The sequence below is a fragment of the Pseudomonas cremoris genome (assembly GCF_014230465.1).
Genome location: NZ_JAAXCY010000005.1, coordinates 417269 through 438293 on the forward strand (window position 1 = coordinate 417269; position 21025 = coordinate 438293).

The 21025-nt window shown below is 60.8% G+C and carries 19 protein-coding genes; 12 read left to right on the top strand and 7 right to left on the bottom strand.

What is annotated here, in order from left to right; genetic code table 11:
• The first annotated feature begins 27 nt into the window (after positions 1–27).
• Positions 28–1770, top strand: coding sequence for an ABC transporter substrate-binding protein (locus HF257_RS15130; RefSeq protein ID WP_185706837.1), 1743 nt, complete (start codon positions 28–30; stop codon positions 1768–1770).
• Between the two features lie 43 nt (positions 1771–1813).
• Here HF257_RS15130 and HF257_RS15135 read toward each other — a convergent pair whose 3' ends face one another.
• The 6 genes from HF257_RS15135 to HF257_RS15155 form a co-directional block, all read right to left on the bottom strand.
• Positions 1814–2680 (bottom strand): alpha/beta fold hydrolase, encoded by an 867-nt coding sequence (locus HF257_RS15135; RefSeq protein ID WP_185706839.1) that lies wholly within the window; start codon positions 2678–2680, stop codon positions 1814–1816.
• Positions 2677–3573, bottom strand: a complete 897-nt coding sequence (locus tag HF257_RS15140; protein ID WP_185706840.1) for a class I SAM-dependent methyltransferase — start codon at positions 3571–3573, stop codon at positions 2677–2679. Before HF257_RS15140 ends, HF257_RS15135 begins: the two co-directional genes overlap by 4 nt.
• Positions 3570–4811: a YcaO-like family protein gene (locus HF257_RS15145; protein ID WP_185706844.1), complete on the bottom strand. Its 1242-nt coding sequence runs from the start codon at positions 4809–4811 to the stop codon at positions 3570–3572. The genes HF257_RS15140 and HF257_RS15145 overlap by 4 nt, the downstream gene beginning before the upstream one ends.
• A 49-nt stretch (positions 4812–4860) precedes the next feature.
• Positions 4861–4983 carry a hypothetical protein gene (locus tag HF257_RS33435; RefSeq protein ID WP_269836830.1) on the bottom strand — a complete coding sequence of 41 codons (123 nt, stop codon included), beginning with the start codon at positions 4981–4983 and terminating at the stop codon, positions 4861–4863.
• A 506-nt stretch (positions 4984–5489) separates the two neighbouring features.
• The gene (locus tag HF257_RS15150) at positions 5490–5918 is read right to left on the bottom strand and encodes a hypothetical protein (RefSeq protein WP_185706846.1); all 429 of its coding nucleotides are present in this window, start codon (positions 5916–5918) and stop codon (positions 5490–5492) included.
• 247 nt (positions 5919–6165) lie between these two features.
• On the bottom strand, positions 6166–7134 hold the full coding sequence (locus HF257_RS15155; protein WP_233081342.1) for a LysR substrate-binding domain-containing protein: 969 nt from the start codon (positions 7132–7134) through the stop codon (positions 6166–6168).
• Between the two features lie 172 nt (positions 7135–7306).
• Between HF257_RS15155 and HF257_RS15160 the strand changes: the two genes are divergently transcribed.
• The 7 genes from HF257_RS15160 (at position 7307) to HF257_RS15190 (ending at position 13786) form a co-directional block, all read left to right on the top strand.
• Complete coding sequence (locus tag HF257_RS15160; protein ID WP_185706848.1) at positions 7307–8254, top strand: branched-chain amino acid ABC transporter permease; 948 nt, start codon at positions 7307–7309, stop codon at positions 8252–8254.
• On the top strand, positions 8251–9336 hold the full coding sequence (locus tag HF257_RS15165) for an ABC transporter permease subunit (RefSeq protein WP_185706850.1): 1086 nt from the start codon (positions 8251–8253) through the stop codon (positions 9334–9336). The genes HF257_RS15160 and HF257_RS15165 overlap by 4 nt, the downstream gene beginning before the upstream one ends.
• Positions 9333–10106, top strand: coding sequence for an ABC transporter ATP-binding protein (locus tag HF257_RS15170; protein ID WP_185706852.1), 774 nt, complete (start codon positions 9333–9335; stop codon positions 10104–10106). The genes HF257_RS15165 and HF257_RS15170 overlap by 4 nt, the downstream gene beginning before the upstream one ends.
• Positions 10099–10815 carry an ABC transporter ATP-binding protein gene (locus HF257_RS15175; protein ID WP_185706854.1) on the top strand — a complete coding sequence of 239 codons (717 nt, stop codon included), beginning with the start codon at positions 10099–10101 and terminating at the stop codon, positions 10813–10815. The genes HF257_RS15170 and HF257_RS15175 overlap by 8 nt, the downstream gene beginning before the upstream one ends.
• A 67-nt stretch (positions 10816–10882) precedes the next feature.
• The gene (locus HF257_RS15180; RefSeq protein WP_185706856.1) at positions 10883–12022 is read left to right on the top strand and encodes a branched-chain amino acid ABC transporter substrate-binding protein; all 1140 of its coding nucleotides are present in this window, start codon (positions 10883–10885) and stop codon (positions 12020–12022) included.
• A gap of 56 nt (positions 12023–12078) precedes the next feature.
• Positions 12079–12558, top strand: a complete 480-nt coding sequence (locus HF257_RS15185) for an L-2-amino-thiazoline-4-carboxylic acid hydrolase (protein WP_185706858.1) — start codon at positions 12079–12081, stop codon at positions 12556–12558.
• Positions 12551–13786 (top strand): Zn-dependent hydrolase, encoded by a 1236-nt coding sequence (locus HF257_RS15190; protein ID WP_185706860.1) that lies wholly within the window; start codon positions 12551–12553, stop codon positions 13784–13786. The genes HF257_RS15185 and HF257_RS15190 overlap by 8 nt, the downstream gene beginning before the upstream one ends.
• Positions 13787–13919: 133 nt before the next feature.
• On the opposite strand, the gene HF257_RS15195 is transcribed toward HF257_RS15190, so the two are convergent.
• Positions 13920–14708: an AraC family transcriptional regulator gene (locus HF257_RS15195; protein WP_185706862.1), complete on the bottom strand. Its 789-nt coding sequence runs from the start codon at positions 14706–14708 to the stop codon at positions 13920–13922.
• Between the two features lie 85 nt (positions 14709–14793).
• Here HF257_RS15195 and HF257_RS15200 point away from each other — a divergent pair, with 85 nt between their 5' ends.
• The 4 genes from HF257_RS15200 (at position 14794) to HF257_RS15215 (ending at position 21002) form a co-directional block, all read left to right on the top strand.
• Entirely contained in the window at positions 14794–15792 is a 999-nt protein-coding gene (locus HF257_RS15200; RefSeq protein ID WP_012724877.1) for a bile acid:sodium symporter family protein, read from the top strand.
• Between the two features lie 106 nt (positions 15793–15898).
• Positions 15899–16684, top strand: a complete 786-nt coding sequence (locus HF257_RS15205) for an EAL domain-containing protein (protein ID WP_185706864.1) — start codon at positions 15899–15901, stop codon at positions 16682–16684.
• Positions 16685–16748: 64 nt separating this feature from the next.
• Positions 16749–17375, top strand: coding sequence for a response regulator transcription factor (locus HF257_RS15210; RefSeq protein ID WP_185706866.1), 627 nt, complete (start codon positions 16749–16751; stop codon positions 17373–17375).
• Positions 17376–21002 carry a transporter substrate-binding domain-containing protein gene (locus tag HF257_RS15215; protein ID WP_185706868.1) on the top strand — a complete coding sequence of 1209 codons (3627 nt, stop codon included), beginning with the start codon at positions 17376–17378 and terminating at the stop codon, positions 21000–21002.
• Positions 21003–21025 lie beyond the last annotated feature (23 nt).

Below are 21025 nucleotides of genomic sequence, written 5' to 3' on the forward strand. Positions count from 1 at the left end.
GCTTGAATAAACAACCAGGAGGTCTCTATGTTCGATAAAAACAATAAGCTGCGACATAGCATTTCATTGGCCGCCGTATTGGCCCTCAGCGGTTTGAGCGCCACGGCCTGGGCCGATGCGTATGAAGATGCCGCGAAAAAATGGATCGGCAGCGAATTCAAACCGTCTACCCTCACGGCCGAACAGCAGCTTGAGGAACTCAAGTGGTTTATCAAGGCCTCGGAACCGTTCCGTGGGATGAAGATCAACGTGGTGTCGGAAACCCTCACCACCCACGAGTATGAATCCAAGGTACTGGCCAAGGCGTTCACTGAAATCACCGGGATCAAGCTGACCCACGACCTGCTGCAAGAAGGCGACGTGGTGGAGAAGCTGCAAACCCAGATGCAGTCCGACAAGAACATCTACGACGGCTGGGTTAACGATTCCGATTTGATCGGTACGCACTTTCGCTACGGCAAGACCGAATCCATCACTGATCTGATGGCCAATGAAGGCAAGAATTTCACTTCGCCAACCCTGGATATCAAGGACTTTATCGGCATCTCCTTCACCACCGCGCCGGACGGCAAGATCTACCAATTGCCCGACCAGCAGTTTGCCAACCTCTACTGGTTCCGCGCCGACTGGTTCGAGCGCCCAGAGCTCAAAGCCAAGTTCAAGGAAAAGTACGGCTATGAACTCGGTGTGCCGGTGAACTGGTCGGCCTATGAAGACATCGCCAAGTTCTTTAGCGAAGACGTCAAGGAAATCGACGGCAAACGCATCTACGGGCACATGGACTACGGCAAGAAAGACCCGTCCCTGGGCTGGCGCTTCACCGATGCCTGGTTCTCCATGGCCGGTGGCGGCGACAAAGGCCTGCCCAACGGCTTGCCGGTGGACGAGTGGGGCATTCGCGTGGAGGACTGCCACCCGGTGGGTTCCAGCGTCACCCGTGGCGGCGACACCAACGGCCCGGCCGCTGTATTTGCCACGCAAAAATACGTGGACTGGATGAAAGCCTATGCACCACCGGAAGCGGCGGGCATGACCTTCTCCGAATCCGGCCCGGTGCCGTCCCAAGGCAATATCGCCCAGCAGATCTTCTGGTACACCGCGTTTACCGCCGACATGGTCAAGCCAGGCCTGCCGGTAGTGAATGCCGACGGCACGCCGAAATGGCGCATGGCGCCGTCGCCTGTAGGGCCTTACTGGGAAAAGGGCATGAAGAAGGGCTATCAGGACGTAGGCTCATGGACCTTCCTCAAGTCCACACCGGAGAAACAGAAACTCGCGGCCTGGCTCTATGCGCAGTTCGTGACCTCGAAAACCGTCTCTCTGAAGAAAACCATCGTCGGCCTGACGCCGATTCGTGAGTCCGACATCAACTCCCAGGCCATGACCGACATGGCGCCGAAACTCGGTGGGTTGGTGGAGTTCTATCGTAGCCCGGCGCGCACCGAATGGTCGCCGACCGGCACCAACGTGCCGGACTACCCACGCCTGGCGCAATTGTGGTGGAGCAACATCGCCGCCGCCGCCAGCGGCGAGAAAACCCCGCAACAGGCGCTGGACAACCTGGCCAAGGAGCAAGACGCGATCATGACGCGCCTGGAGCGCTCCAAGGTGCAACCGGTGTGCGGCCCGAAAATGAACGAAGAGCGTGATGCCCAATACTGGTTCGACCAACCGGGTGCACCGAAGCCGAAACTGGCGAACGAGAAGCCCAAGGGGGAGACCGTGGCTTACAGCGACCTGCTCAAGTCGTGGGAGGCAGCGCGTAAATAGCAACGTTACTGGCAGCACGAAACGGCACGCTTAGCGTGCCGTTTTACTGCGCGCTATGGACCGATAAGACGCTTTGGCGGATCGCCCGCAGCAGCACGGGGTTGAACGTATCATGCCCGGCCCTGAACAGCCGGCAGCGCAACGGGATGCGCTGACGCAACCAGCGCAGGCTCGCTAAGCCGATGGTGTCGTCAATGCCCTGTATCACTTGGCACGGAGTGCTCATTGCGAGCGCCTGATCCTGTTCCGTAAAAAAATAACCGGCCTGATGAAAGTGCAGCTCCAGGCGAATCGCGCGCAAGGCGACGGCGTCGACAAAACGCTCCAGGGCTATTGCGCCCAGATGCTGGCGATTTACTCGCAGGCCGGCGCGCACCCATGCCATCGCCGCCCTGTGAGCCGAGGTTTGGCAGGGCCGTTCCAAGTCCTGGCACAGTTGTTCGAACGAGGTAGATTCTTGCGTTTGCAAACAGTGTGTTAGCGCTTGGTGGTAGGTCGCCACATGTTCGAAACAAGGCACGAACAGTGAGGCCAGTACCATTCGACGAACCCGTGATGGTGCTCGCCGGGCATATTGCAGTGCTAGCCAACTTCCCCAGGAAATCCCCAGCAAGCTGATCTGCGCAAACTCAAAGTGCTGCCGCAGGGCTTCAATATCTTCGACGATCCGTGCCGTTTCATTGTGCTGCCGCTCGCCGTGGGGTGTTGAACGTCCGCCACCGCGCTGGTCGAACAGCACGACATCGAAGTGCTCAAGATCAAAAAAAGCCAGGTGATCGCGGCCTGAACAGCCACCCGGCCCACCGTGTAGGAAGAACACCTGTTCTGCACCTTGCCGGCCATGGCGTTCCCAATACACCTGATGACCACCGGATACTGGTAAGTACCCACTGCGATAAACGGCGTTCATGTGTTGGGGCGGGCGAGTAGGTAGAACTGGAACAACTCAAGCTTTCCCGGCCGAGCGGCGATGCTGGATTCCAACGTGATCCCCAGCTGTTGTGCGGCCCAAGGAACTGCTGGCAAGACCGGCGTATGACCAAATATCAACGCTATACCACCTGGCTTAAGACTGCTGAGCAATGTACGCAGCAAAGTATCGGCATCGCGGCGGGTAACCACCTCGGCGTTCAGAAAGCGCAGGATCAATGCGTCACAGGCAGGGCTTTCATGTGCGGCATCCGCGTGCCTGAAACGCACGGGCGAGTCGGCAAAGCGCTTCGATGCGTGAGCGATCATCGACGCCGAAAGGTCCGAACCCAGGCACAAGCAGTTCGGCAGCGCCTTGGCCAGGTGGGCGATCAGTTCGCCGGTGGAACACGCCGGGTCATGGATCAGGGCCCCGGGCTTGAGACGCTCGCGAAGTACAGCGACACAGTGTTCGCGAAAGTGCGCTTCATCCCTGTTCAATTGCGTCGCACGTTCGTCATTGCATTCCCAGAAGCTGGGCGGGCAGACAAATTCTTCTCGGGAGGGTCTCAATGACGGGTAGGGGAAATACACTTCTCCTTGGGCATGCTGCTGTGCTTCGACAAACGCCAGGTGCTTGGCATCCGGTGTTGCGGCCTGATAAAAAAGAGCAACACCTTCATTACTCCAGTGATGGGCGGCGAGAGGGCCCAGCAACATGGATGGGTGCAAGATGCTGCTAAGGCGGCGTTGCCCCTGTTCATCGGGCAACGGCTTAATTCGGCCAGCCCAGTGGCGGCTACCGGTATTCAATATGAATAACTGAGTGAGTCCGAACCCCAGCGGCTCCAGATGGCGCTGCCAGCTGCCGCAAGTGTGTGCCAGTTCGTTCATGCGATGGTGACCTGCGTTTGACTGCACAGGCGCCTGCCGCGCTGCTGCGGCACGACTACATTGCCGGTGGATACCAGGAAAAAACGCTCCAACCCCGGAACCACCACATTGACCAACGTCGTGCCAAGGGGGCTTTGAAACAGGCTGCATACACCGGGTCTCAGGCCGTGCCTGGCCAAATCGTCCACCAGGCATGTGATCTGTTCGACAAGATCAGCGCAGGCTTTTCGTCGGTGTAGCTGCACCCATTTTATGGGTTGTGCCATCAGGTGCACTGGGGCGAATTGCAAGCAGCGTTGCAGGCGAGGAAATCGGGCCAGGTGCCGCTGCGCATTGAGCAAATGGCGGCGCAAGGGAGGCTCGGTCGCGAGCATTTGCAACTGTGCAAGCTCGGTCAGCGCACGCCAAGCCGCATGAGTGGGGGTCAGAGAAGTGCCTGTGCCATACACGGCCGGCAGCGACGTTGGTGTATTGATGAAGGCCAGGCAGGTGGTCGCGCAAAACTCGCGACTGATGTCGAGCAATACCACTTCGGCGTTGAACTGCCGGCTCAGTGCCTGCAACACGCCTGCGGCGTCAGGGTCAAGGCTTTCCGGGTCGACCCGGTGCAAACCGAGTGGGTATCGGTAGTAGAAATGTTCCAACAGAAACAGTGATAGGGCATCACGCTCAATACTTTCATTCAGGGCATGGAGCACTGCCTCGTCGCGAGTGGCGCCGATCGCAGTTCCGCTATTGCTCGAGTAGCGGCGCAGGGCGCGCAGGTCAGTAAGGTCGTCGTGCAGCGGCTGCTCGCAGTAGCGCGGACAGGTCAGCGCCAAGGGATAGGAAAATGGCGTGTCATCCACCAGGCTGTGGTAGGTGCGGCAGACGATGGCGTCCTCTCGTTGTGCGACCAACAATGCCAACACGCTGTCGTCGAAGAAGCTTGGGTGACCGGTAAAGTAACCGCAGACCTGACGATGAAGAGGCGACGCGTGCAGGTCATCGCTCAAATAGTGTTCCAGTGCTTCATACAAGGCGCCGACGCGTGCCGCTGCCAGGAGGCCTTTGCCCGCGCCGCGCGCGACCTCTATGGATTGCGCATTGTGCAAACAAACCTGTACGCATAGCTCGCCCTCACCTACGGTTCGCAATTGGGGGTGCAATTTGAGTGCACTCAATTGCGTGAGAATTTGTTGGTAGGCATGTTCCAGCGGCTGGCAGCGCTCATGTGCGATGGTTGGACTAGTGTTCATCAGAGTGACTCCTGGAAAGGAGGAGAGGCACTGCCTCTCCTCGACTTGCTTACTCGGCTTCCAGCTCTGCTTGTTCCGTTTCAGTCAGTTGCAGGGTCTCGATGAACCCATCGGCCTGGTCCTGTTCCAGCTCTTCCATTTCGGCGATTTTGTTTGCGTTTGCGCTAGCCATGTATCCCATGATTGAAACCTCTTTTTTGTTTGAAGGTAGTCGTGACGTGCTCTCGATGAGCACGGCTAGAACCTATAAAAAGTGGATGGCTGGCGCAAATATGAGCAATTGTTGCGAAAGCGAGGGCGCGGGTCGGTGGAAACTAATCCACTCACATTATTTGTTGACTGCTATCGGAGCTGAGCCAGGCGCTGAAGTCGGGGCTGCGCCGGGGTGCTCTCTTGCTCCGGGACAAGGCACTTATAGGACCTTGTCTTGAGTCGCGGTGGGTAATTCTCGTGAGGGTGGGAGGCTTCTCCCGACGTTTTGGGGGGGATGCCCCCCCCCTGGGGTCAATTGCGCTTTGGTGTACTACAAGAGCTATCGAGGTTACTTGCAAAAAATAAGCGTAGACACGTTGTCGACGGCCTTCGATAGCGGTGAGGCGGCCAAAAAATGTCCTGGCGGCCAGCCCTTCATCGCAGGCAAGCCAGCGCCTACTCGGGATCCTGCGATGCTTTAAAACGTCATGCTGCCTGCGGTTGTACCTGCAACTCTCCCTCTACATCCTTGACCAACCCACTGGCCAAAAACAACGGCGCTAACCGCTTGTGCAGTTGCGGGTCCACAAAATCCTTCACCGTATCCAGTGTCAGCACGCCGCTCAGTGGCAGCTCGACCTTGGTGTACGACAGCCATGCCTTCTTCAACACCTGCAACACATCGCTGCCCGCCGTGGTGGCGAAGCGGCGGTGGGTAGGTCTGCCGTCGAAGGTGAAGGTGTGTTGGAACGCGTAGTCGGTTTCATCACCCTTGCTGGCGGTGCAACGCATGCAGGTGCATGGGCCGTCGCCGAACGCGCTGCGCAGGTAGCTGTTGAAATCCACCACGGGTTTGAGTGACAGGCGCTTATCCACCTCGAACAGGTCTCCGGTCATTTTTTCGTCAGTGTTCAACGTGCATTTCCTCGCAGGTTCAGCGGTTTTTCAAAGCGCGGCACAATAGCAGCCGGGCGTCTATTTGTGGGTAATTTGCATAATAATAGACTCCGATATTCTTTTGCTGTCTTAAAAATCCTGACTACCCTCGCTCACCCTGACGCCACCGCAGCGTTGATTGCCGGCGGTTCGCAGATCAACGCGCACTTCTGCAGTCTGCCGTTCCAGTACCCGATAGCGGTTTTCCAGTTGGCAAGCCCGCTCACTACGGGTGCTCTTGTGTCTTTGACAGATGTGTAGAGACCAAATGCTCATCGGGATCAGGGCCTGCGCAAGGCTGCGCGGCAACCAGGCTCCGCTTGATCCAGTCATACAAGTCATTGCCCTCGCTCGACAACTCGCTATTGGCCCGCCGACACAGGTAGTACTGACGCCCATCGTCGACCTGTAGATCAAACAGCTTCACCAACTCTCCGCTAGCAACCAATGGCGCCACCAACGGCTCGCGCAGTAACGCGCACCCAAGGCCAGTAAGGGTGGCCGTCAGCGCCAATTGCCCGTCCTCCAGCAGTAGCCCATTCAACGCCGTGGCATCCACCTCGGCGGCCTCGAACCATTGGCCCCAGGTGCCTCGCTCTTCGTCGTGCAGCAGCGGCAACTCACTCAACGCTTGGGGTGTGTCGATAGGCCCGTGTTGCGCCTGGAAGGCGCGGCTGCAATACGGCGTCACCGCGCCCGAGATCAGCGGCTCACTGTGATACCCCGGCCAGTGCCCGGTACCAAAGCGGATCGACAGGTCGGCCGCATCGCTGGGGTAGCTGCGGTGGTTGGCGTAGGTCACGTTGATGTCCAGCGCCGGGTGGTCTTTCAAAAAACTCGCCAGCCGCGGGATAAACAGGTTGATGCCAAACAGCGGGATCAGGCTGATGGTTACCTGGCGCGTGGCGCTTTTTTCACGCACGTGCTCAGTGGCGCTGCGCAGCACCGCAAACGCGGAGCGAATCGCGCGGTAGTACTCGCGGCCTTCGTCGGTCAGCACCAGGTTGCGGCCCTGGCGCAAGGTCAGCGGCTGCTGCAAAAAATCTTCCAGCAAATGCAGTTGATGGCTGATGGCCGAGGCGGACACGTCCAGCTCGCGGGCAGCGGCATTCACCCCACCATGGCGTGCAAAGGCTTCGAAAGTGCGCACGGCACGCAGGGGAGGGTCATTGGCTAACTGTTCTGATTTATTCATGTATTGAATTAAATACCAACTCTCGCTACGAATAAAGAGTCATAAGTGCCGTATTTTCGGCATAAATAGCGTGTTTCAGCTTTGATATAACCATATTACTTTCTGATATTTGATAAAAACAGAATAGATGCTTAGTGTGCCGCCCTTGTACGCACTGAGGTCGATGGTTTTCATGGATGCGTTTATCCAACAACTGCTCAACGGTTTGATGACGGGCAGTCTCTACGCGCTGGTGGCCCTGGGTTACACCATGGTTTATGGCATCTTGCGAATTATCAACTTCGCCCACGGCGATGTGTTGATGATCGGCGCGCTGGTGGGCCTGTCGGTGATTCGCCTGTTGCAGGCGACCTGGCCGGCCTTGCCGCCAGTGCTGGTGTTGCTCTGTGCCACGGTGGTCGCCATGGCCTTTTGCGCGGTGCTCGCGGTGGTGATCGAACGCGTCGCTTATCGCCGGCTGCGCCATGCCCCGCGTTTGGCGCCATTGATCAGCGGTATTGGCGTGTCGCTGCTGCTGCAAACCATCGCCATGTTGGTGTGGACCCGCAACCCGCAGATGTTCCCGCAACTGCTGCCACTGGAACCCATTGAGGTACTGGCGGGCGCATCGGCACACCCAGCGATTACCAACGTCACGGCACTGACCACCATCGCCATCGCCTTGTCGGTGATGGTCGCGTTGCTGGTGCTGGTCGAGCGCACGCGCTTCGGCCGGGCCATGCGCGCCGTGGCTGAAAACCCCCAGGTCGCCAGCCTGATGGGTATCAGCCCCAACCGCATCATTGTCATCACCTTCGCCATTGGCGGCGCGTTGGCGGCACTGGCCGGCATCATGATGGCCAGCAACTACGGCAGCGCGCATTTCTACATGGGTTTTTTGCCCGGCATCAAGGCCTTCACCGCAGCGGTGTTGGGCGGTATCGGCAACCTCAAGGGCGCCATGCTCGGCGGCTTGCTGCTGGGTTTGATCGAGGCGTTGGGCACCGGTTACCTGGGCGCGGCCACCAACGGCGTGTTCGGCAGTAATTATCAGGATGTGTTCGCTTTCATCGTGTTGATCGCGGTGCTGGTGTTCCGGCCTTCCGGGTTGTTGGGCGAACGTTTGGCGACCCGCGCATGATCAAGTCTCTCTCACCCAATAAGCGCGCCAGCCTGGGCTTGTTGCTGTTCGCCGTTGCACTGGTGCTGGCGCCCTGGATCGTCGGCCATGCGGGCGGCAACACTTGGGTACGCACCCTGGATTTTGCCCTGCTGTACATCATGCTCGCCCTCGGGCTGAACATCGTGGTCGGCTACGCGGGGCTGCTGGACATGGGCTTTATCGCGTTCTACGCGGTGGGTGCCTACCTCGCGGCGTTGCTTTCGTCGCCGCATTTGCTGCAACAGTTTCCCGCGTTGGCGGCGTTGCTGCCGGCGGGCATGCACACCTCGATCTGGTTGATCCTGCCGTTGGGTGCGTTGCTCGCCGCCGGTTGCGGTGTGGTGCTGGGCGCACCGACGTTGCGCCTGCGGGGTGACTACCTGGCCATCGTCACCCTGGGCTTTGGCGAGATCATTCGCATCCTGCTGCGCAACCTCGATCGCCCGGTGAACATCACCAATGGCCCCAAAGGTATTTCCCAGGTCGACCCGGTCAGCCTGTTGGGCGTGAACCTCGGTCGCACCCAAGAGCTGTTCGGCCTGCGCCTGCCCTCGGTGTACCTCTATTACTACCTGTTTGCCGCGCTGGTGGTGCTGATCCTGTTCGCCTGCATTCGCCTGGAGCGTTCGCGCATTGGCCGCGCCTGGGTGGCGATCCGTGAAGACGAAGACGCGGCCCAGGCCATGGGTATCAATACCGTGCGCCTGAAGCTGCTGGCGTTTGCGATTGGCGCGGCGTTCGGCGGCGTGAGCGGGGCGTTGTTCGCCTCGTTCCAGGGCTTTGTTTCGCCGGAATCCTTCACCCTCAACGAGTCCATCGCGGTGTTGGCGATGGTGGTGCTGGGCGGTATGGGGCATATCCCCGGGGTGATCCTCGGTTGCGTGTTGCTGGCGGCCTTGCCTGAAGCCTTGCGCGCCAGCATGGGCCCCTTGCAGCAGGCGCTGTTCGGCCAGGTGCTGGTGGACCCGGAAATCATCCGCCAACTGTTCTACGGCTTGGCGCTGATCCTGGCGATGCTCTATCGACCCGCCGGTTTGTGGCCCAAAGGAGTGGCACGATGAACGCACCGTTGTTGCAGATCGACAAGGTCAACAAGCACTTCGGCGGCGTCGCGGCGCTGACCGACGTGAGCCTGAGCATCCAGCCCGGCGAGATCTACGGGTTGATCGGCCCCAATGGCGCCGGCAAGACCACGTTCTTCAACGTGATGACTGGGCTCTACACCCCGGATTCCGGGCGCTTCCAGCTCGATGGTCGCGACTACCAGCCCACCAGCGTGCACCAGGTGGCCGAGGCGGGCATCGCGCGTACCTTCCAGAACATCCGTTTGTTCAACAGCATGAGCGCCCTGGAAAACGTCATGGTCGGGCGCCACGTGCGCACCCGCAATGGTCTGTGGGCTGCCTTGAGCCAGCACCGCCGCGCGCGGGAAGAAGAGGCGCAGACCCGCGCCCACGCCCATCGTCTACTCGCTTATGTGGGCCTGGCTGGCTATGCCAATTACCGCGCCGACAGCCTGAGCTACGGCCACCAACGCCGCCTGGAAATCGCCCGTGCCTTGGCCACCGAACCGCGTTTGTTGGCGCTGGATGAACCGGCAGCGGGCATGAACGCCAGCGAGAAGGTGCAACTGCGCGGCCTGCTGGAAAAGATCCGCGACGATGGCCACACGCTCTTGCTGATCGAACACGACGTAAAACTGGTGATGGGCGTGTGCGACCGCATCAGCGTATTGGATTACGGCCAAGTCATCGCCGTGGGCCCGCCGGCTGAGGTGCGCCAACACCCGGCGGTGATCCAGGCCTATCTGGGAGCCAGTGCGCATGTCTGAAGCACTTTTGAAAGTCGACGGCTTGCAGGTGCGCTACGGCGCCATCGAAGCCGTCAAATCCCTCGACCTGCATATCAACGAAGGCGAACGCGTCACGCTGATCGGCGCCAATGGCGCGGGCAAGACCTCCAGTCTCAAGGCCCTGACCGGCTTGCTGCCGGCGGCCAGGGGCGAGATCCGTTTTGCCGGCCAATCGATTCTCGGCCAGGCACCGGAAAAACTACTGCGCCAAGGCATCGCCATGGTCCCTGAAGGCCGTGGGATTTTCGCGCGCATGAGCGTGTTGGAAAACCTGCAGGCCGGCGCATTTTTGCGCCGCGACAATGAGCAAGTGCAGCGCGAAATGCGCCAACTGTACGAACACTTCCCGCGCCTGGAAGAACGCCTGCACCAGTCCGCCGGCCTGCTCTCGGGCGGCGAGCAACAAATGCTCGCCCTGGCCCGCGCGTTGCTGTCGCGCCCGCGTTTGTTGATCCTCGATGAACCGTCCATGGGCCTGGCGCCGATCATGGTGGAGAAGATTTTCCAGGTAATCGACGACGTCTGCCGCCAGGGCATGACCCTGTTGCTGGTGGAACAGAACGCACGGTTGGCGCTGCAAGTCACCGACCGCGCCTACGTGATGGACACCGGGCGTATCAGTCTCACCGGCCCCTCGCAGGATTTGCTGGAACACCCCGAAGTACGCAGCGCGTACCTCGGTGAATGAACAACCCAATGACGCTACCGGACGCCCGGCGTGTTCCGACCCGCCCGAAAAGAAGCAGGAACTACAGATGAATACGTTGAAGAAAACCGCACTGATCGGCCTGGCCCTGAGCAGCCTGGCCAGCGCCGTCGCCCAAGCCGACCAGACCGTACTGATCGGCCTGGCTGGTCCGCTCACTGGCCCCTCGGCACGGATCGGCAAGGACCTGGAAAACGGCGCCAAGTTGGCCATCGACCAGGCCAACGCCAAGCACCCGAAGATCAACGGTGAAGCCGTAACCTTCAAGCTGGTTTCCGAGGACGACCAGTCCGACCCGCGCACCGCCGTCACCGTGGCCCAGCGTCTGGTGGATGAAGGTGTGGTCGGCGTGGTTGGTCATTGGAACACCGGCACCAGCATCCCGGCAGCGCGGGTGTACCACGATGCCGGGATCGCCCAGGTCGCTCCGGTGGCTACAGGTCATGCGTACACCCAGCAGGGCTTTGATACGAGCTTTCGCATCATGGGCCATGACGACGATGGCGGTCAGGTCGCCGGCGACTATGCGTTGAACACACTCAAGGCCAAGCGCATCGCTGTAATCGACGACCGTACCGCGTTCGGCCAGGGCCTGGCGGACCAGTTCGTCAAATCCATCGAGGCCGGTGGCGCCAAGGTGGTGGGCCGTGAGTACGTGGACGACAAAACCATCGACTTCAGCGCCGTGCTGACCAATATCCGCAGCCAGAACCCGGACCTGATCTTCTTCGGCGGCGTTGACTCCCAGGCCGCACCGCTGGCCCGTCGCATCAAGCAGCTGGGCATCAAGGCGCCATTGATGGGCGCCGGTGGTTTTGTCAGCCAGACCTTCCTGGAGCTGGCGCAGAACGAAGGCGAGGGCGTGATTGCCCTGGAGCCGGGCTTGGCGATCTCGCAGATGCCCGGCGGCAAGGCGTTTGAGCAGGCGTACAAAGAACGCTACAAGCACGGTATCGAACTGCATGCCCCGTTCGCCTATGACGGCGTGGGCGTGCTGGTCGCGGCCATCGAGAAGGCCGACTCGGTTGACCCGCAGAAATACCTGCCGGTCTTGCGTGCCATCAGCTACCCGGGCGTGACCGGCACCATTGCGTTCGATGCCGAAGGCAACTTGAAGAAACCGTCGTTCACTGTTTACCAGGTCAAGGCCAACCAATGGCAGCCGGTCAGCGTGGCAGGCGGCAAGTAATCGTTTTGTCGGGCGCCTTGGGGCGCCCGATGCTGTGGAGCTGATGGAGGCACACAATGAGCAAACTGGAAGGTGAACTGGGCATCCTGGCCCGGCGGCGCATCGAGGCCGAAATCATCAAGCCGATCTACGAGATTCTCAAGCGCGAGCAGGGCCAGGCGTTTGCCGCAGCGGTGATCGGCGAGGCGGTGGGCAACGCGGCGATCCAGGCGGGCAAGCATTTTGCCGCGCTGGAAGAAAACCCCGACCTCAAGAGCTTCGTCGAGCTGCAAGTGCTGTGGGAGAAGGACGACGCGCTGAAAGTCGAGATCATCGCCAGCGATGCCGAGCACTACGACTACGACGTCAAGCGCTGCCGCTACGCCGAGATGTACAACGAGATGGGCCTGGGCGAGATCGGCCACTTGCTGTCGTGCAATCGCGACGAGCTGTTTATCGTCGGCTATAACCCGGACATTGAACTGACCCGCACCCAGACCATCATGGGCGGCGCGCACCACTGTGATTTCCGTTATCGGGCCAAACCTCATGAATAACCTGGCGCGGGTGAATGGCGAGCGCCTGTGGGGCTCTCTGATGGAAATGGCGCAAATCGGCGCCACCGAAAAGGGCGGCGTATCGCGCCTGGCCCTGACCGATGAAGACCGTCGAGGCCGCGACCTGTTTGTGCACTGGTGCGAGGCCGCTGGCTGCAGCATCCGCGTGGACGCCATGGGCAATATCTTCGCCCGGCGTGCCGGTCGGCATGACCATCTGGCCCCGGTGATCACCGGCTCCCACGGCGACTCCCAACCCTTTGGCGGCAAGTACGACGGCATCTATGGCGTGCTCGCCGGGGTGGAAGTGCTGCGCAGCCTGAATGACCTGGGCATCGAAACCGACCGGCCCATCGAAGTGGTCAACTGGACCAACGAAGAAGGCTCGCGGTTTGCTCCGGCGATGATTTCGTCGGGCGTCTACGCCGGTGTGTTTGACCTGGAGTACGGTTTGTCACGCGAGGACAAGTCGGGCGTGACCATTGGCCAGGCGCTGCAAGAAATTGGCTACGCCGGGCCCCATCCGGTTGGCGGCCAAGCGATACATGCCGCGTTTGAACTGCATATCGAGCAAGGCCCGATCCTTGAGGCGCAGAACATCACCATCGGCGTCGTTACCGGTGCCCAAGGTCAACGCTGGTACGAAGTGGAACTGACCGGCCGCAGTGCCCACGCAGGGACCACACCCATGGACCATCGCCTGGATGCCTTGCTCGGCTTTGCTCGCGTGGTCGAGGCGGTCAACGGCCTGGGCCTGGAGCAGGGCGCCGAAGGGCGCGCGACCGTCGGCATGGCGAATATCTTCCCCAACTCGCGCAACGTGGTACCGGGGCGGGTGTTTTTCAGCGTGGAGTTCCGTCACCCGGATGAAGCGGTGTTGGCGCGTCAGGATCAGCAGCTACGCGACGCCGTGGCGCAGATCGCCGAAGGGATTGGTTTGCAGCACAGCGTGAAGCAGATCTTCCAATACGCGCCGATTGCGTTTGACGCTGACTGTGTCGAGGTGGTGCGGGCCTCGGCCGAGGCGCTGGGCTATAGCCATCGACCGATGATTTCCGGTGCCGGGCATGATGCCTGCTACCTGAACAAGGTGGCGCCGACAGCGATGATTTTTGTGCCGTGTGTGGATGGGCTTAGCCATAACGAGGCGGAAGAGATTTCCCAGGAATGGTCGACGGCGGGGGCGGATGTGCTGCTCCAGGCCATTCTGGCCAAGTCCCCTATCTAACAGGCCTGCACAAATCAAAATGTGGGAGCGGGCTTGCTCGCGAAAGCGGTGTATCGGTCAGAGATTTATCACCTGACCCAGCGCATTCGCGAGCAAGCCCGCTCCCACATTTGGATCGCCTACATCTGATACATCAGCGAAAAAACTCCCCAGGCGTGGCCTCAAACTGCTGCCGAAACGCATTGATAAACGCCGACGTCGACTCATACCCACACCCCAACGCCACGTCCGTCACGCGCTCGCCTTGCTCCAAAGCCGGCAGGGCAGTCAACAACCGCAACCGCTGGCGCCACGCACGAAACGTCAGCCCGGTGTCACTCAAGAACAGCCGGCTCAAGGTCTTCTCACTCACCCCCAGCTTCTGGCTCCACTGCCCCAGCGTGGTCTGCTGCTCCGGGTGTGCGTTCAAGCTGCGGTAGATCTGGCGCAAGCGCGGGTCCAGCGGCAATGGCAGCATCAAGTCCACTTGCGGCGCCGCCGCCAACTGGTCCAGCACCACCTGGGCCAGGCGCCCATCCGGCCCGTCCTCGGCATATTCCACCGGCAGTTCGCTGAAGCTGCGGATCAATTCGCGCAGCAAGCTGCTCACCTCCAGCACATGGCAACGCTCGCTGGCCCAGGCGGTGACGCTGCAATCGAGGTACAGGCTGCGCATTTCGGTGTGGGGCGAGCTGAACACCCGGTGCGGCACGCCTGCGGGAATCCATACCGCACGCTGGGGCGGGGCGACGAAGCGGCCGACGCCTGTCTGGATCTCCAGCACCCCGGAAATTGCGTAGGACAATTGCACCCACGGGTGGCTGTGCCGCCGGGTCAGTGCACGATTAGGCAAGGATTCGGTGCGCCCATACACCGGGCGTGGCAGGCTGGAAAGCCCGGGCACACTGCGGCGGACGGTCTTGTCATGTCCTTTAGGCGGCATTTGTTGGCTCATTGGCGTTAGTCGGTAACAAGGCGTTACGTTAGAGTCGCGACGATGCTCTTGGCAACCCCTGGAAGATTTGCTTATGACCCGCCCGCGTTTTCTGCCCGACAACTTCACCCTCACCCTGATCGCCACGGTGATCCTCGCCTCCCTGCTGCCCGCCAGCGGCCAGACCGCCGTGGCCTTTGGCTGGGTGACCAACCTGGCGATTGCGCTGCTGTTTTTCCTGCACGGCGCCAAGCTCTCGCGCCAGGCCATCGTGGCCGGTGCCGGGCATTGGCGCCTGCACTTGCTGGTGTTCAGCCTGACCTTCGTGCTGTTTCCGCTGCTGGGCCTGGCGCTCAAGCCGGTGCTGTCACCGCTGATCGGCAAAGACCTGTACATGGGCATGCTCTATCTCTGCGCCTTGCCGGCCACGGTGCAGTCGGCAATTGCCTTCACCTCCCTGGCGCGGGGCAATATCCCGGCGGCGATTTGCAGCGCGGCGGCGTCGAGCCTGTTCGGCATCTTTCTCACGCCGTTGCTGGTGACCCTGTTGCTCAACGTGCACGGGGAGGGCGGTTCTACCGTCGATGCCATCCTCAAAATCAGCGTGCAACTGTTGCTGCCGTTTATCGCCGGGCAGATCGCCCGCCGCTGGATCGGCGAGTGGGTCGGGCGCAATAAATCCTGGCTCAAATTCGTCGATCAGGGCTCGATCCTGCTGGTGGTGTACGGCGCGTTCAGCGAAGCGGTCAACGAAGGCATCTGGCACCAGATCCCGCTGTGGGAACTGGGCGGCCTGGTGGTGGCGTGCTGCGTATTACTGGCGTTGGTGCTGGTGGCCTCGACCGTATTGGGCAAGGCCTTTGGTTTTAACCAGGAAGACCGCATCACTATCCTGTTCTGCGGTTCGAAGAAAAGCCTGGCGACCGGTGTGCCAATGGCCCAGGTGTTGTTCGCCGGGGCGACCATGGGCGTGTTGATCCTGCCGCTGATGCTGTTCCACCAGATCCAGTTGATGGTCTGCGCGGCACTGGCCCAACGCTACGCCAAGCGGCCGGAATCGATTCCGGAATTGATGGGGCAAGTCGACCCTTAATAATCTCTGGGAAATTTCCTACATAACAGCAGGAAGCTTCCCTTACAGATTCGGATTATTCCCGGCCACTATCACCGCTTTCGCACCTGCAAAGTGGTTGGTAAGCATGGCCTCTTCTTCCGTCAAACCCTTGCCCAGTGAGCTGGAGATCCAGCGTGGCCTGGCCCTGGGTGAGTTTCGCGCCTGGTTCCAACCCAAATTCGCCCTGCGCACCGGCCAACTGGCCGGTGTAGAAGCCCTGGTGCGCTGGGAGCATCCGGCGCGGGGCGTGCTGTTGCCCGAAGACTTCCTTGCCGCCGTGCTGGCCTACGACCTGATCGACGACATGTTCAAGCAACTGCTGGAGCAGGGCCTTAGCCTTATGGTTGTGCTGCGTCGGCAAGCGCTGCCGCTGGAACTGGCGTTCAACCTGCACGCGTCGCAATTGCTCGACGGTGGTTTGGTCGCGCATATCCAATGGGCCCTCGGTCAGCATGGTTTTCCAGGCTCGTCCCTGATGTTCGAGTTCGCCGAAAACGGCCTGCTAAATGCCTCGCCCGCCGTGCAGGAAAACCTGCTGCGCCTGCGCATGCTGGGCTGTGGTTTGTCCATTGACGACTTCGGCAACGGCTTCTCGTCCCTCAAGCTGCTCTGCCAGCTGCCCTTCAACCAGCTCAAGCTGGACGGCGAATTTGTGCGCCACTGCCCGAGCCTGGTCAGCAGCACCCTGGCCCTGGCCAATTTTCTCGGCATGAGCCTGGTGATCGAAGGCGTCGGCAGTCCGCGGATCCTTGACGGTGCGCTGGCCCTGGGCTGTGAACTGGGCCAAGGCTATTTCCTGGCACGGCCAATGGCGGGCTACCGCCTGCTGCCCTGGCTGGAAGCGCATGCCAACGGCCGCTCAAACTTCTAAGAAATTTCCTACACTCAGATCGCGCTCGTGTATTTTGGGGCGGATGTGTCTCACAGGGGTTGTTATGTTTAAAGCGTTAGTCGTGGATGATCATCCGTTTATTCGCTCCTCGGTGAAGATGCTCTTGAAGCAGGAAGGCTTCGAGGTCGTGGGCGAAGCCGATAACGGCGCCGACGCGATACAGCTGGCTCGCGAGCATGAGCCCGAGTTGATCGTGCTGGATATCGCCATGCCCAAGCTCGACGGCCTGGAAGTGATCGCCCGCATCTGCGCCCTGGGCCTTTCGTGCAAGATCCTGGTGCTGACCTCGCAGTCGCCGCTGTTTTACTCCATGCGTTGCATGAAAGCCGGTGCGGCGGGGTACATCTCCAAGACCAACGATATGGACGAACTGGTCAAGGCGATCAAGGCCGTCATGGGCGGCTACACCTTTTTCCCTAACCTGGCCCACAGCTCTGTGCGCCGCAGCGATGCCGAGACCACTGACCTGGAGCTGATCCAGACCCTGTCCGACCGTGAGCTGACCATTTTGCAACAACTGTCCCAGGGCCTGAGCAACAAGGAAATCGGCGACGCCATGCTGCTGAGCAACAAGACCATCAGCACCTACAAGACCCGCCTGATCGAGAAACTCAAGGTCAAGTCGGTGGTGTACCTGGCCGATTTCGCCAAGCGTAATAACCTGGTCTGAATGAATACTTTCCTGCGCAGATGGCTGGTGGGCGTGCTACTGGCCGCCAGCGTGAATAGCGTCGCGCTGGCGGCTGCAACCTCAGAAACCTATCAGGTGCTGGGCCGCTCCCACGTTGCCGAGTACGGCGTGTCGTTGTCGGAAGCCGACTGGCAATGGCTGCGCAGCAAAGGCGTGCTGGTGCTGGGCGCATCCGCGCCGGATTATTCGCCGTTCGGCATGACCATCAATGGCCGCGACTATGAGGGCCTTACTGCCGACTACGCGCAGTTGCTCAGTGAACTGTTGCGCACCAAAGTCGAAGTGCGCCGCTTCGCCTCCCGCGCCGAGGTGATCGAAGCACTCAAGCAGGGCGAGGTGGATTTACTTGGCACCGCCAACGGCTTTGAGCAGGCCGATCACGACCTGCTGCTGTCGACGTCCTACGCTGAAGACCAGCCGACCTTGGTCACGCAGGTCGCCAACAGCCAAACGCTGACCCAGGACCTGGCCGGCAAGAAGATCGCCATGCTTTATCACTACCTGCCACCGCAGGCGGTACAGGCGTTCTACCCCAAGGCGACCTTGCAGCTGTATCCCTCGACCCTCAGCGCGATTGGCGCCGTGGCCTTTGGCAATGCCGACGTGTACCTGGGGGACTCCATCAGCGCCCAGTACCTGATCAACAAGAATTACCTGAATAACGTGCAACTGTCGGACTTCTCGCAGATGGAAGTCAGCAACTTTTCCTTTGCGCTGGCGAACGCCAATAATCGTCTGCTACGCATCATCAATACGGCACTGGCGGCGATTCCCCAGGGCGAGCGCATGAGCATCCTGCGCCGCTGGAGCGCGGGGGGCGGCAGTATGCCGGGGCGTACCGCGCTGAATTTCAGCGCCAGCGAGCAGCGCTGGATGGCCGCCCACCCGCGCTTGAAGGTGGCTATCGACGACAGCTTCCTGCCGTTTTCGTTTTTCAATGAAGACGGCGAGTTCCGTGGCATCAGCGCCGATGTGCTGGCCAAGGTGGCGTTGCGCACTGGCTTGAAATTCGACGTACAGCGCACCCACTCGGTGGCGGGCATGATCGAGCAGATCCGCAGCGAAGACGCCGACCTGCTGATCACCCTCACACCCAGCCAGTCCCGCGAAAGCCAGCTGCGTTTCACCCGGCCTTACCTCAGCACGCCCTACGTGCTGGTCAGCCGCGTCGGCGCCGACAGCCCCATGACCCTGGACGACATGGCCGGCAAGCGTCTGGCGGTGATCAATGGCAACCCGGTGCGCGAGCAACTGGTGGAGGAGTACCCGACGATCACCCTGGTCAACGCCGACAATGCCCAGCAGGTCATGGCCCTGGTGGCCAACGGGCAGGCCGATGCAGCGGTCAATTCGCTGATCACTGCGCGCTACATGATCTCGCGCCAGTACCGCGACCAATTGCGTATCACCAGCACCGTGGGCACCCAGTCGGCGCGGGTCGCCTTTGCAACTTCCCGTGGTGCGCTGGAGCTGTATTCGATCCTGGAAAAAGCCCTGCTGAGTATTCCGCCCGAAGAGATGGACGATGTCACCAACCGCTGGCGCAGCGAAATTGTGGTGGACGACAGCTACTGGCTGCGCAACCGCACCCTGATCCTGCAAGGCTTTGCCGGGGCGGGGCTGTTGCTGCTGGTGGCGCTGGGCTGGATCGCTTACCTGCGCATGCTGATGCGCCAACGCAAACAGGCGCAAATCGCCTTGAACGACCAGATGGAATTCATGCGCGTGTTGATCGACGGCACGCCGCATCCCATCTATGTGCGCGACCGCGAGGGGCGGTTGCGCATCTGCAACAGCGGCTACCTGCAAGTCTTCGGCGTGGAGCGCGAAGCGGTGATTGGCAAGACTGTGGTCGAAGGCGTGCTGAAAAGTGCCGACGAGGCCGCCGCCTACCATGCAGACTATTTGCAAGTGATGGCCGAAGGCGTGCCCAGGGTGCAGGACCGCAGCCTGACCATGGGCACGGACAGCGTGCTGACGATCTACCACTGGATGCTGCCGTATCGCGGCAGCGACGGTGAGGTCAGCGGCATGATCGGCGGCTGGATCGATATCAGCGAGCGCCAGCACCTGCTCGAAGCCTTGCGTGAAGCCAAGGAAGGTGCCGACGCGGCCAACCGTGCCAAGACCACCTTCCTGGCGACCATGAGCCATGAAATCCGCACGCCGATGAACGCGATCATCGGCATGCTTGAACTGGCGATGAAGAAGGCCGACCAAGGCGTCACCGATCGATTCTCCATCGAAGTCGCTTCGGGTGCGGCCCGTGGCTTGCTGGATTTGATCGGCGATATCCTCGACATCGCCCGCATCGAATCCGGCCGCCTGTCCCTAGCGCCGGAGCGCGCCAACCTGCGTGAACTGGTGGAGTCGGTAGCACGAATCTTCGAAGGGCTGGCGCGGCAGAAACACCTGCAACTGATCCTCGACCTCGACCCGCGTATCAACCGCGAGGTGTTGGTGGACCCGCTGCGCTTCAAGCAGATCGCGTCCAACCTGCTGAGCAACGCCATCAAGTTCACCCAGCACGGCCAAGTGCGCCTGCGGGTCAGTGCCGAACCGAGCCAGGGTGACGAACGCCTGGCAATCTGCCTGCGGGTGGAAGACACCGGCAGCGGTATTTCCCAGGACGACCAGCAGCGCCTGTTCAGCCCGTTTGCCCAGGCCAACAACTCTGGCCAGTCAGCGCGTGGCGGTTCGGGCTTGGGCCTGATGATCAGCCGCACCCTGTGCGAAATGATGGGCGGCAGCCTGGTGCTGCATAGCGTGCTGGGGCAGGGTACTCAAGTGGAAATGCGCGTTAGCTTGCCCACGCTCGTCGCCCTGCAAACCCCGCCCGTCGTTGAACCGGTGCAGCAACCCGCGTCCCAGGCCCTGAACATACTGGTGATCGACGACTACCCGGCCAACCGCCTGTTGCTGACCCAACAACTGCACTACCTCGGCCACCGCGTGCTCGACGCCGAAGACGGCGCCCACGGCCTGCGCGCCTGGCGAGGGCAACACTTCGACGTGGTGATCACCGACTGCAACATGCCGTTGATGAATGGCTACGACCTGACCCGCGCGATTCGCGACGAAGAGCGCGCCAGAAGCCTGCCTGCCGGGCTGATCCTCGGCCTGACCGCCAACGCCCAACCCGAAGAAAAAGACCGCTGCCTGGCTGCGGGCATGGACGACTGCCTGTTCAAGCCCATCAGCCTGCAAGACCTCAGCGCCCGCCTCGACGCCTTGACCCCCGACAGCGCGCCGCTGCCCACCCACGTCGTGCCCGACGACATCGACCTCACCAGCCTGGAACAACTCAGCCGTGGCGACGCCGCCTCGATCAAAAGCCTGCTGCAAGATCTGGCCACCAGTAACCAACAAGACATGTCGCGCCTGATGCAACTGTTCACTCAGCACGACGTCACCGGGCTGGCCGACCTGGCGCACCGGGTCAAAGGTGGCGCACGGATCATCAAGGCGCAGCGTTTGATTCAGGCGTGTGAAACCCTGGAAACCGCCTGTGAAGGACTCAACACCGCGTTGTTGACCGAAGCCGTGGATGGCTTGCAACAGGCCATGGAGCAGATGGAACAACGCCTGGAAACCTACCTGGTTTAACGCCTGGCACAATCCAAAATAGG

What these genes read in the sequence shown, in the direction of transcription:
- HF257_RS15130 (WP_185706837.1), top strand. Translation starts at nt 28, where the DNA reads ATGTTCGATAAAAACAATAAGCTGCGACATAGCATTTCATTGGCCGCC.
- HF257_RS15135 (WP_185706839.1), bottom strand. Translation starts at nt 2,680, where the DNA reads ATGAACGCCGTTTATCGCAGTGGGTACTTACCAGTATCCGGTGGTCAT.
- HF257_RS15140 (WP_185706840.1), bottom strand. Translation starts at nt 3,573, where the DNA reads ATGAACGAACTGGCACACACTTGCGGCAGCTGGCAGCGCCATCTGGAG.
- HF257_RS15145 (WP_185706844.1), bottom strand. Translation starts at nt 4,811, where the DNA reads ATGAACACTAGTCCAACCATCGCACATGAGCGCTGCCAGCCGCTGGAA.
- HF257_RS33435 (WP_269836830.1), bottom strand. Translation starts at nt 4,983, where the DNA reads ATGGCTAGCGCAAACGCAAACAAAATCGCCGAAATGGAAGAGCTGGAA.
- HF257_RS15155 (WP_233081342.1), bottom strand. Translation starts at nt 7,134, where the DNA reads ATGAATAAATCAGAACAGTTAGCCAATGACCCTCCCCTGCGTGCCGTG.
- HF257_RS15160 (WP_185706848.1), top strand. Translation starts at nt 7,307, where the DNA reads ATGGATGCGTTTATCCAACAACTGCTCAACGGTTTGATGACGGGCAGT.
- HF257_RS15165 (WP_185706850.1), top strand. Translation starts at nt 8,251, where the DNA reads ATGATCAAGTCTCTCTCACCCAATAAGCGCGCCAGCCTGGGCTTGTTG.
- HF257_RS15170 (WP_185706852.1), top strand. Translation starts at nt 9,333, where the DNA reads ATGAACGCACCGTTGTTGCAGATCGACAAGGTCAACAAGCACTTCGGC.
- HF257_RS15175 (WP_185706854.1), top strand. Translation starts at nt 10,099, where the DNA reads ATGTCTGAAGCACTTTTGAAAGTCGACGGCTTGCAGGTGCGCTACGGC.
- HF257_RS15180 (WP_185706856.1), top strand. Translation starts at nt 10,883, where the DNA reads ATGAATACGTTGAAGAAAACCGCACTGATCGGCCTGGCCCTGAGCAGC.
- HF257_RS15185 (WP_185706858.1), top strand. Translation starts at nt 12,079, where the DNA reads ATGAGCAAACTGGAAGGTGAACTGGGCATCCTGGCCCGGCGGCGCATC.
- HF257_RS15190 (WP_185706860.1), top strand. Translation starts at nt 12,551, where the DNA reads ATGAATAACCTGGCGCGGGTGAATGGCGAGCGCCTGTGGGGCTCTCTG.
- HF257_RS15195 (WP_185706862.1), bottom strand. Translation starts at nt 14,708, where the DNA reads ATGCCGCCTAAAGGACATGACAAGACCGTCCGCCGCAGTGTGCCCGGG.
- HF257_RS15200 (WP_012724877.1), top strand. Translation starts at nt 14,794, where the DNA reads ATGACCCGCCCGCGTTTTCTGCCCGACAACTTCACCCTCACCCTGATC.
- HF257_RS15205 (WP_185706864.1), top strand. Translation starts at nt 15,899, where the DNA reads ATGGCCTCTTCTTCCGTCAAACCCTTGCCCAGTGAGCTGGAGATCCAG.
- HF257_RS15210 (WP_185706866.1), top strand. Translation starts at nt 16,749, where the DNA reads ATGTTTAAAGCGTTAGTCGTGGATGATCATCCGTTTATTCGCTCCTCG.
- HF257_RS15215 (WP_185706868.1), top strand. Translation starts at nt 17,376, where the DNA reads ATGAATACTTTCCTGCGCAGATGGCTGGTGGGCGTGCTACTGGCCGCC.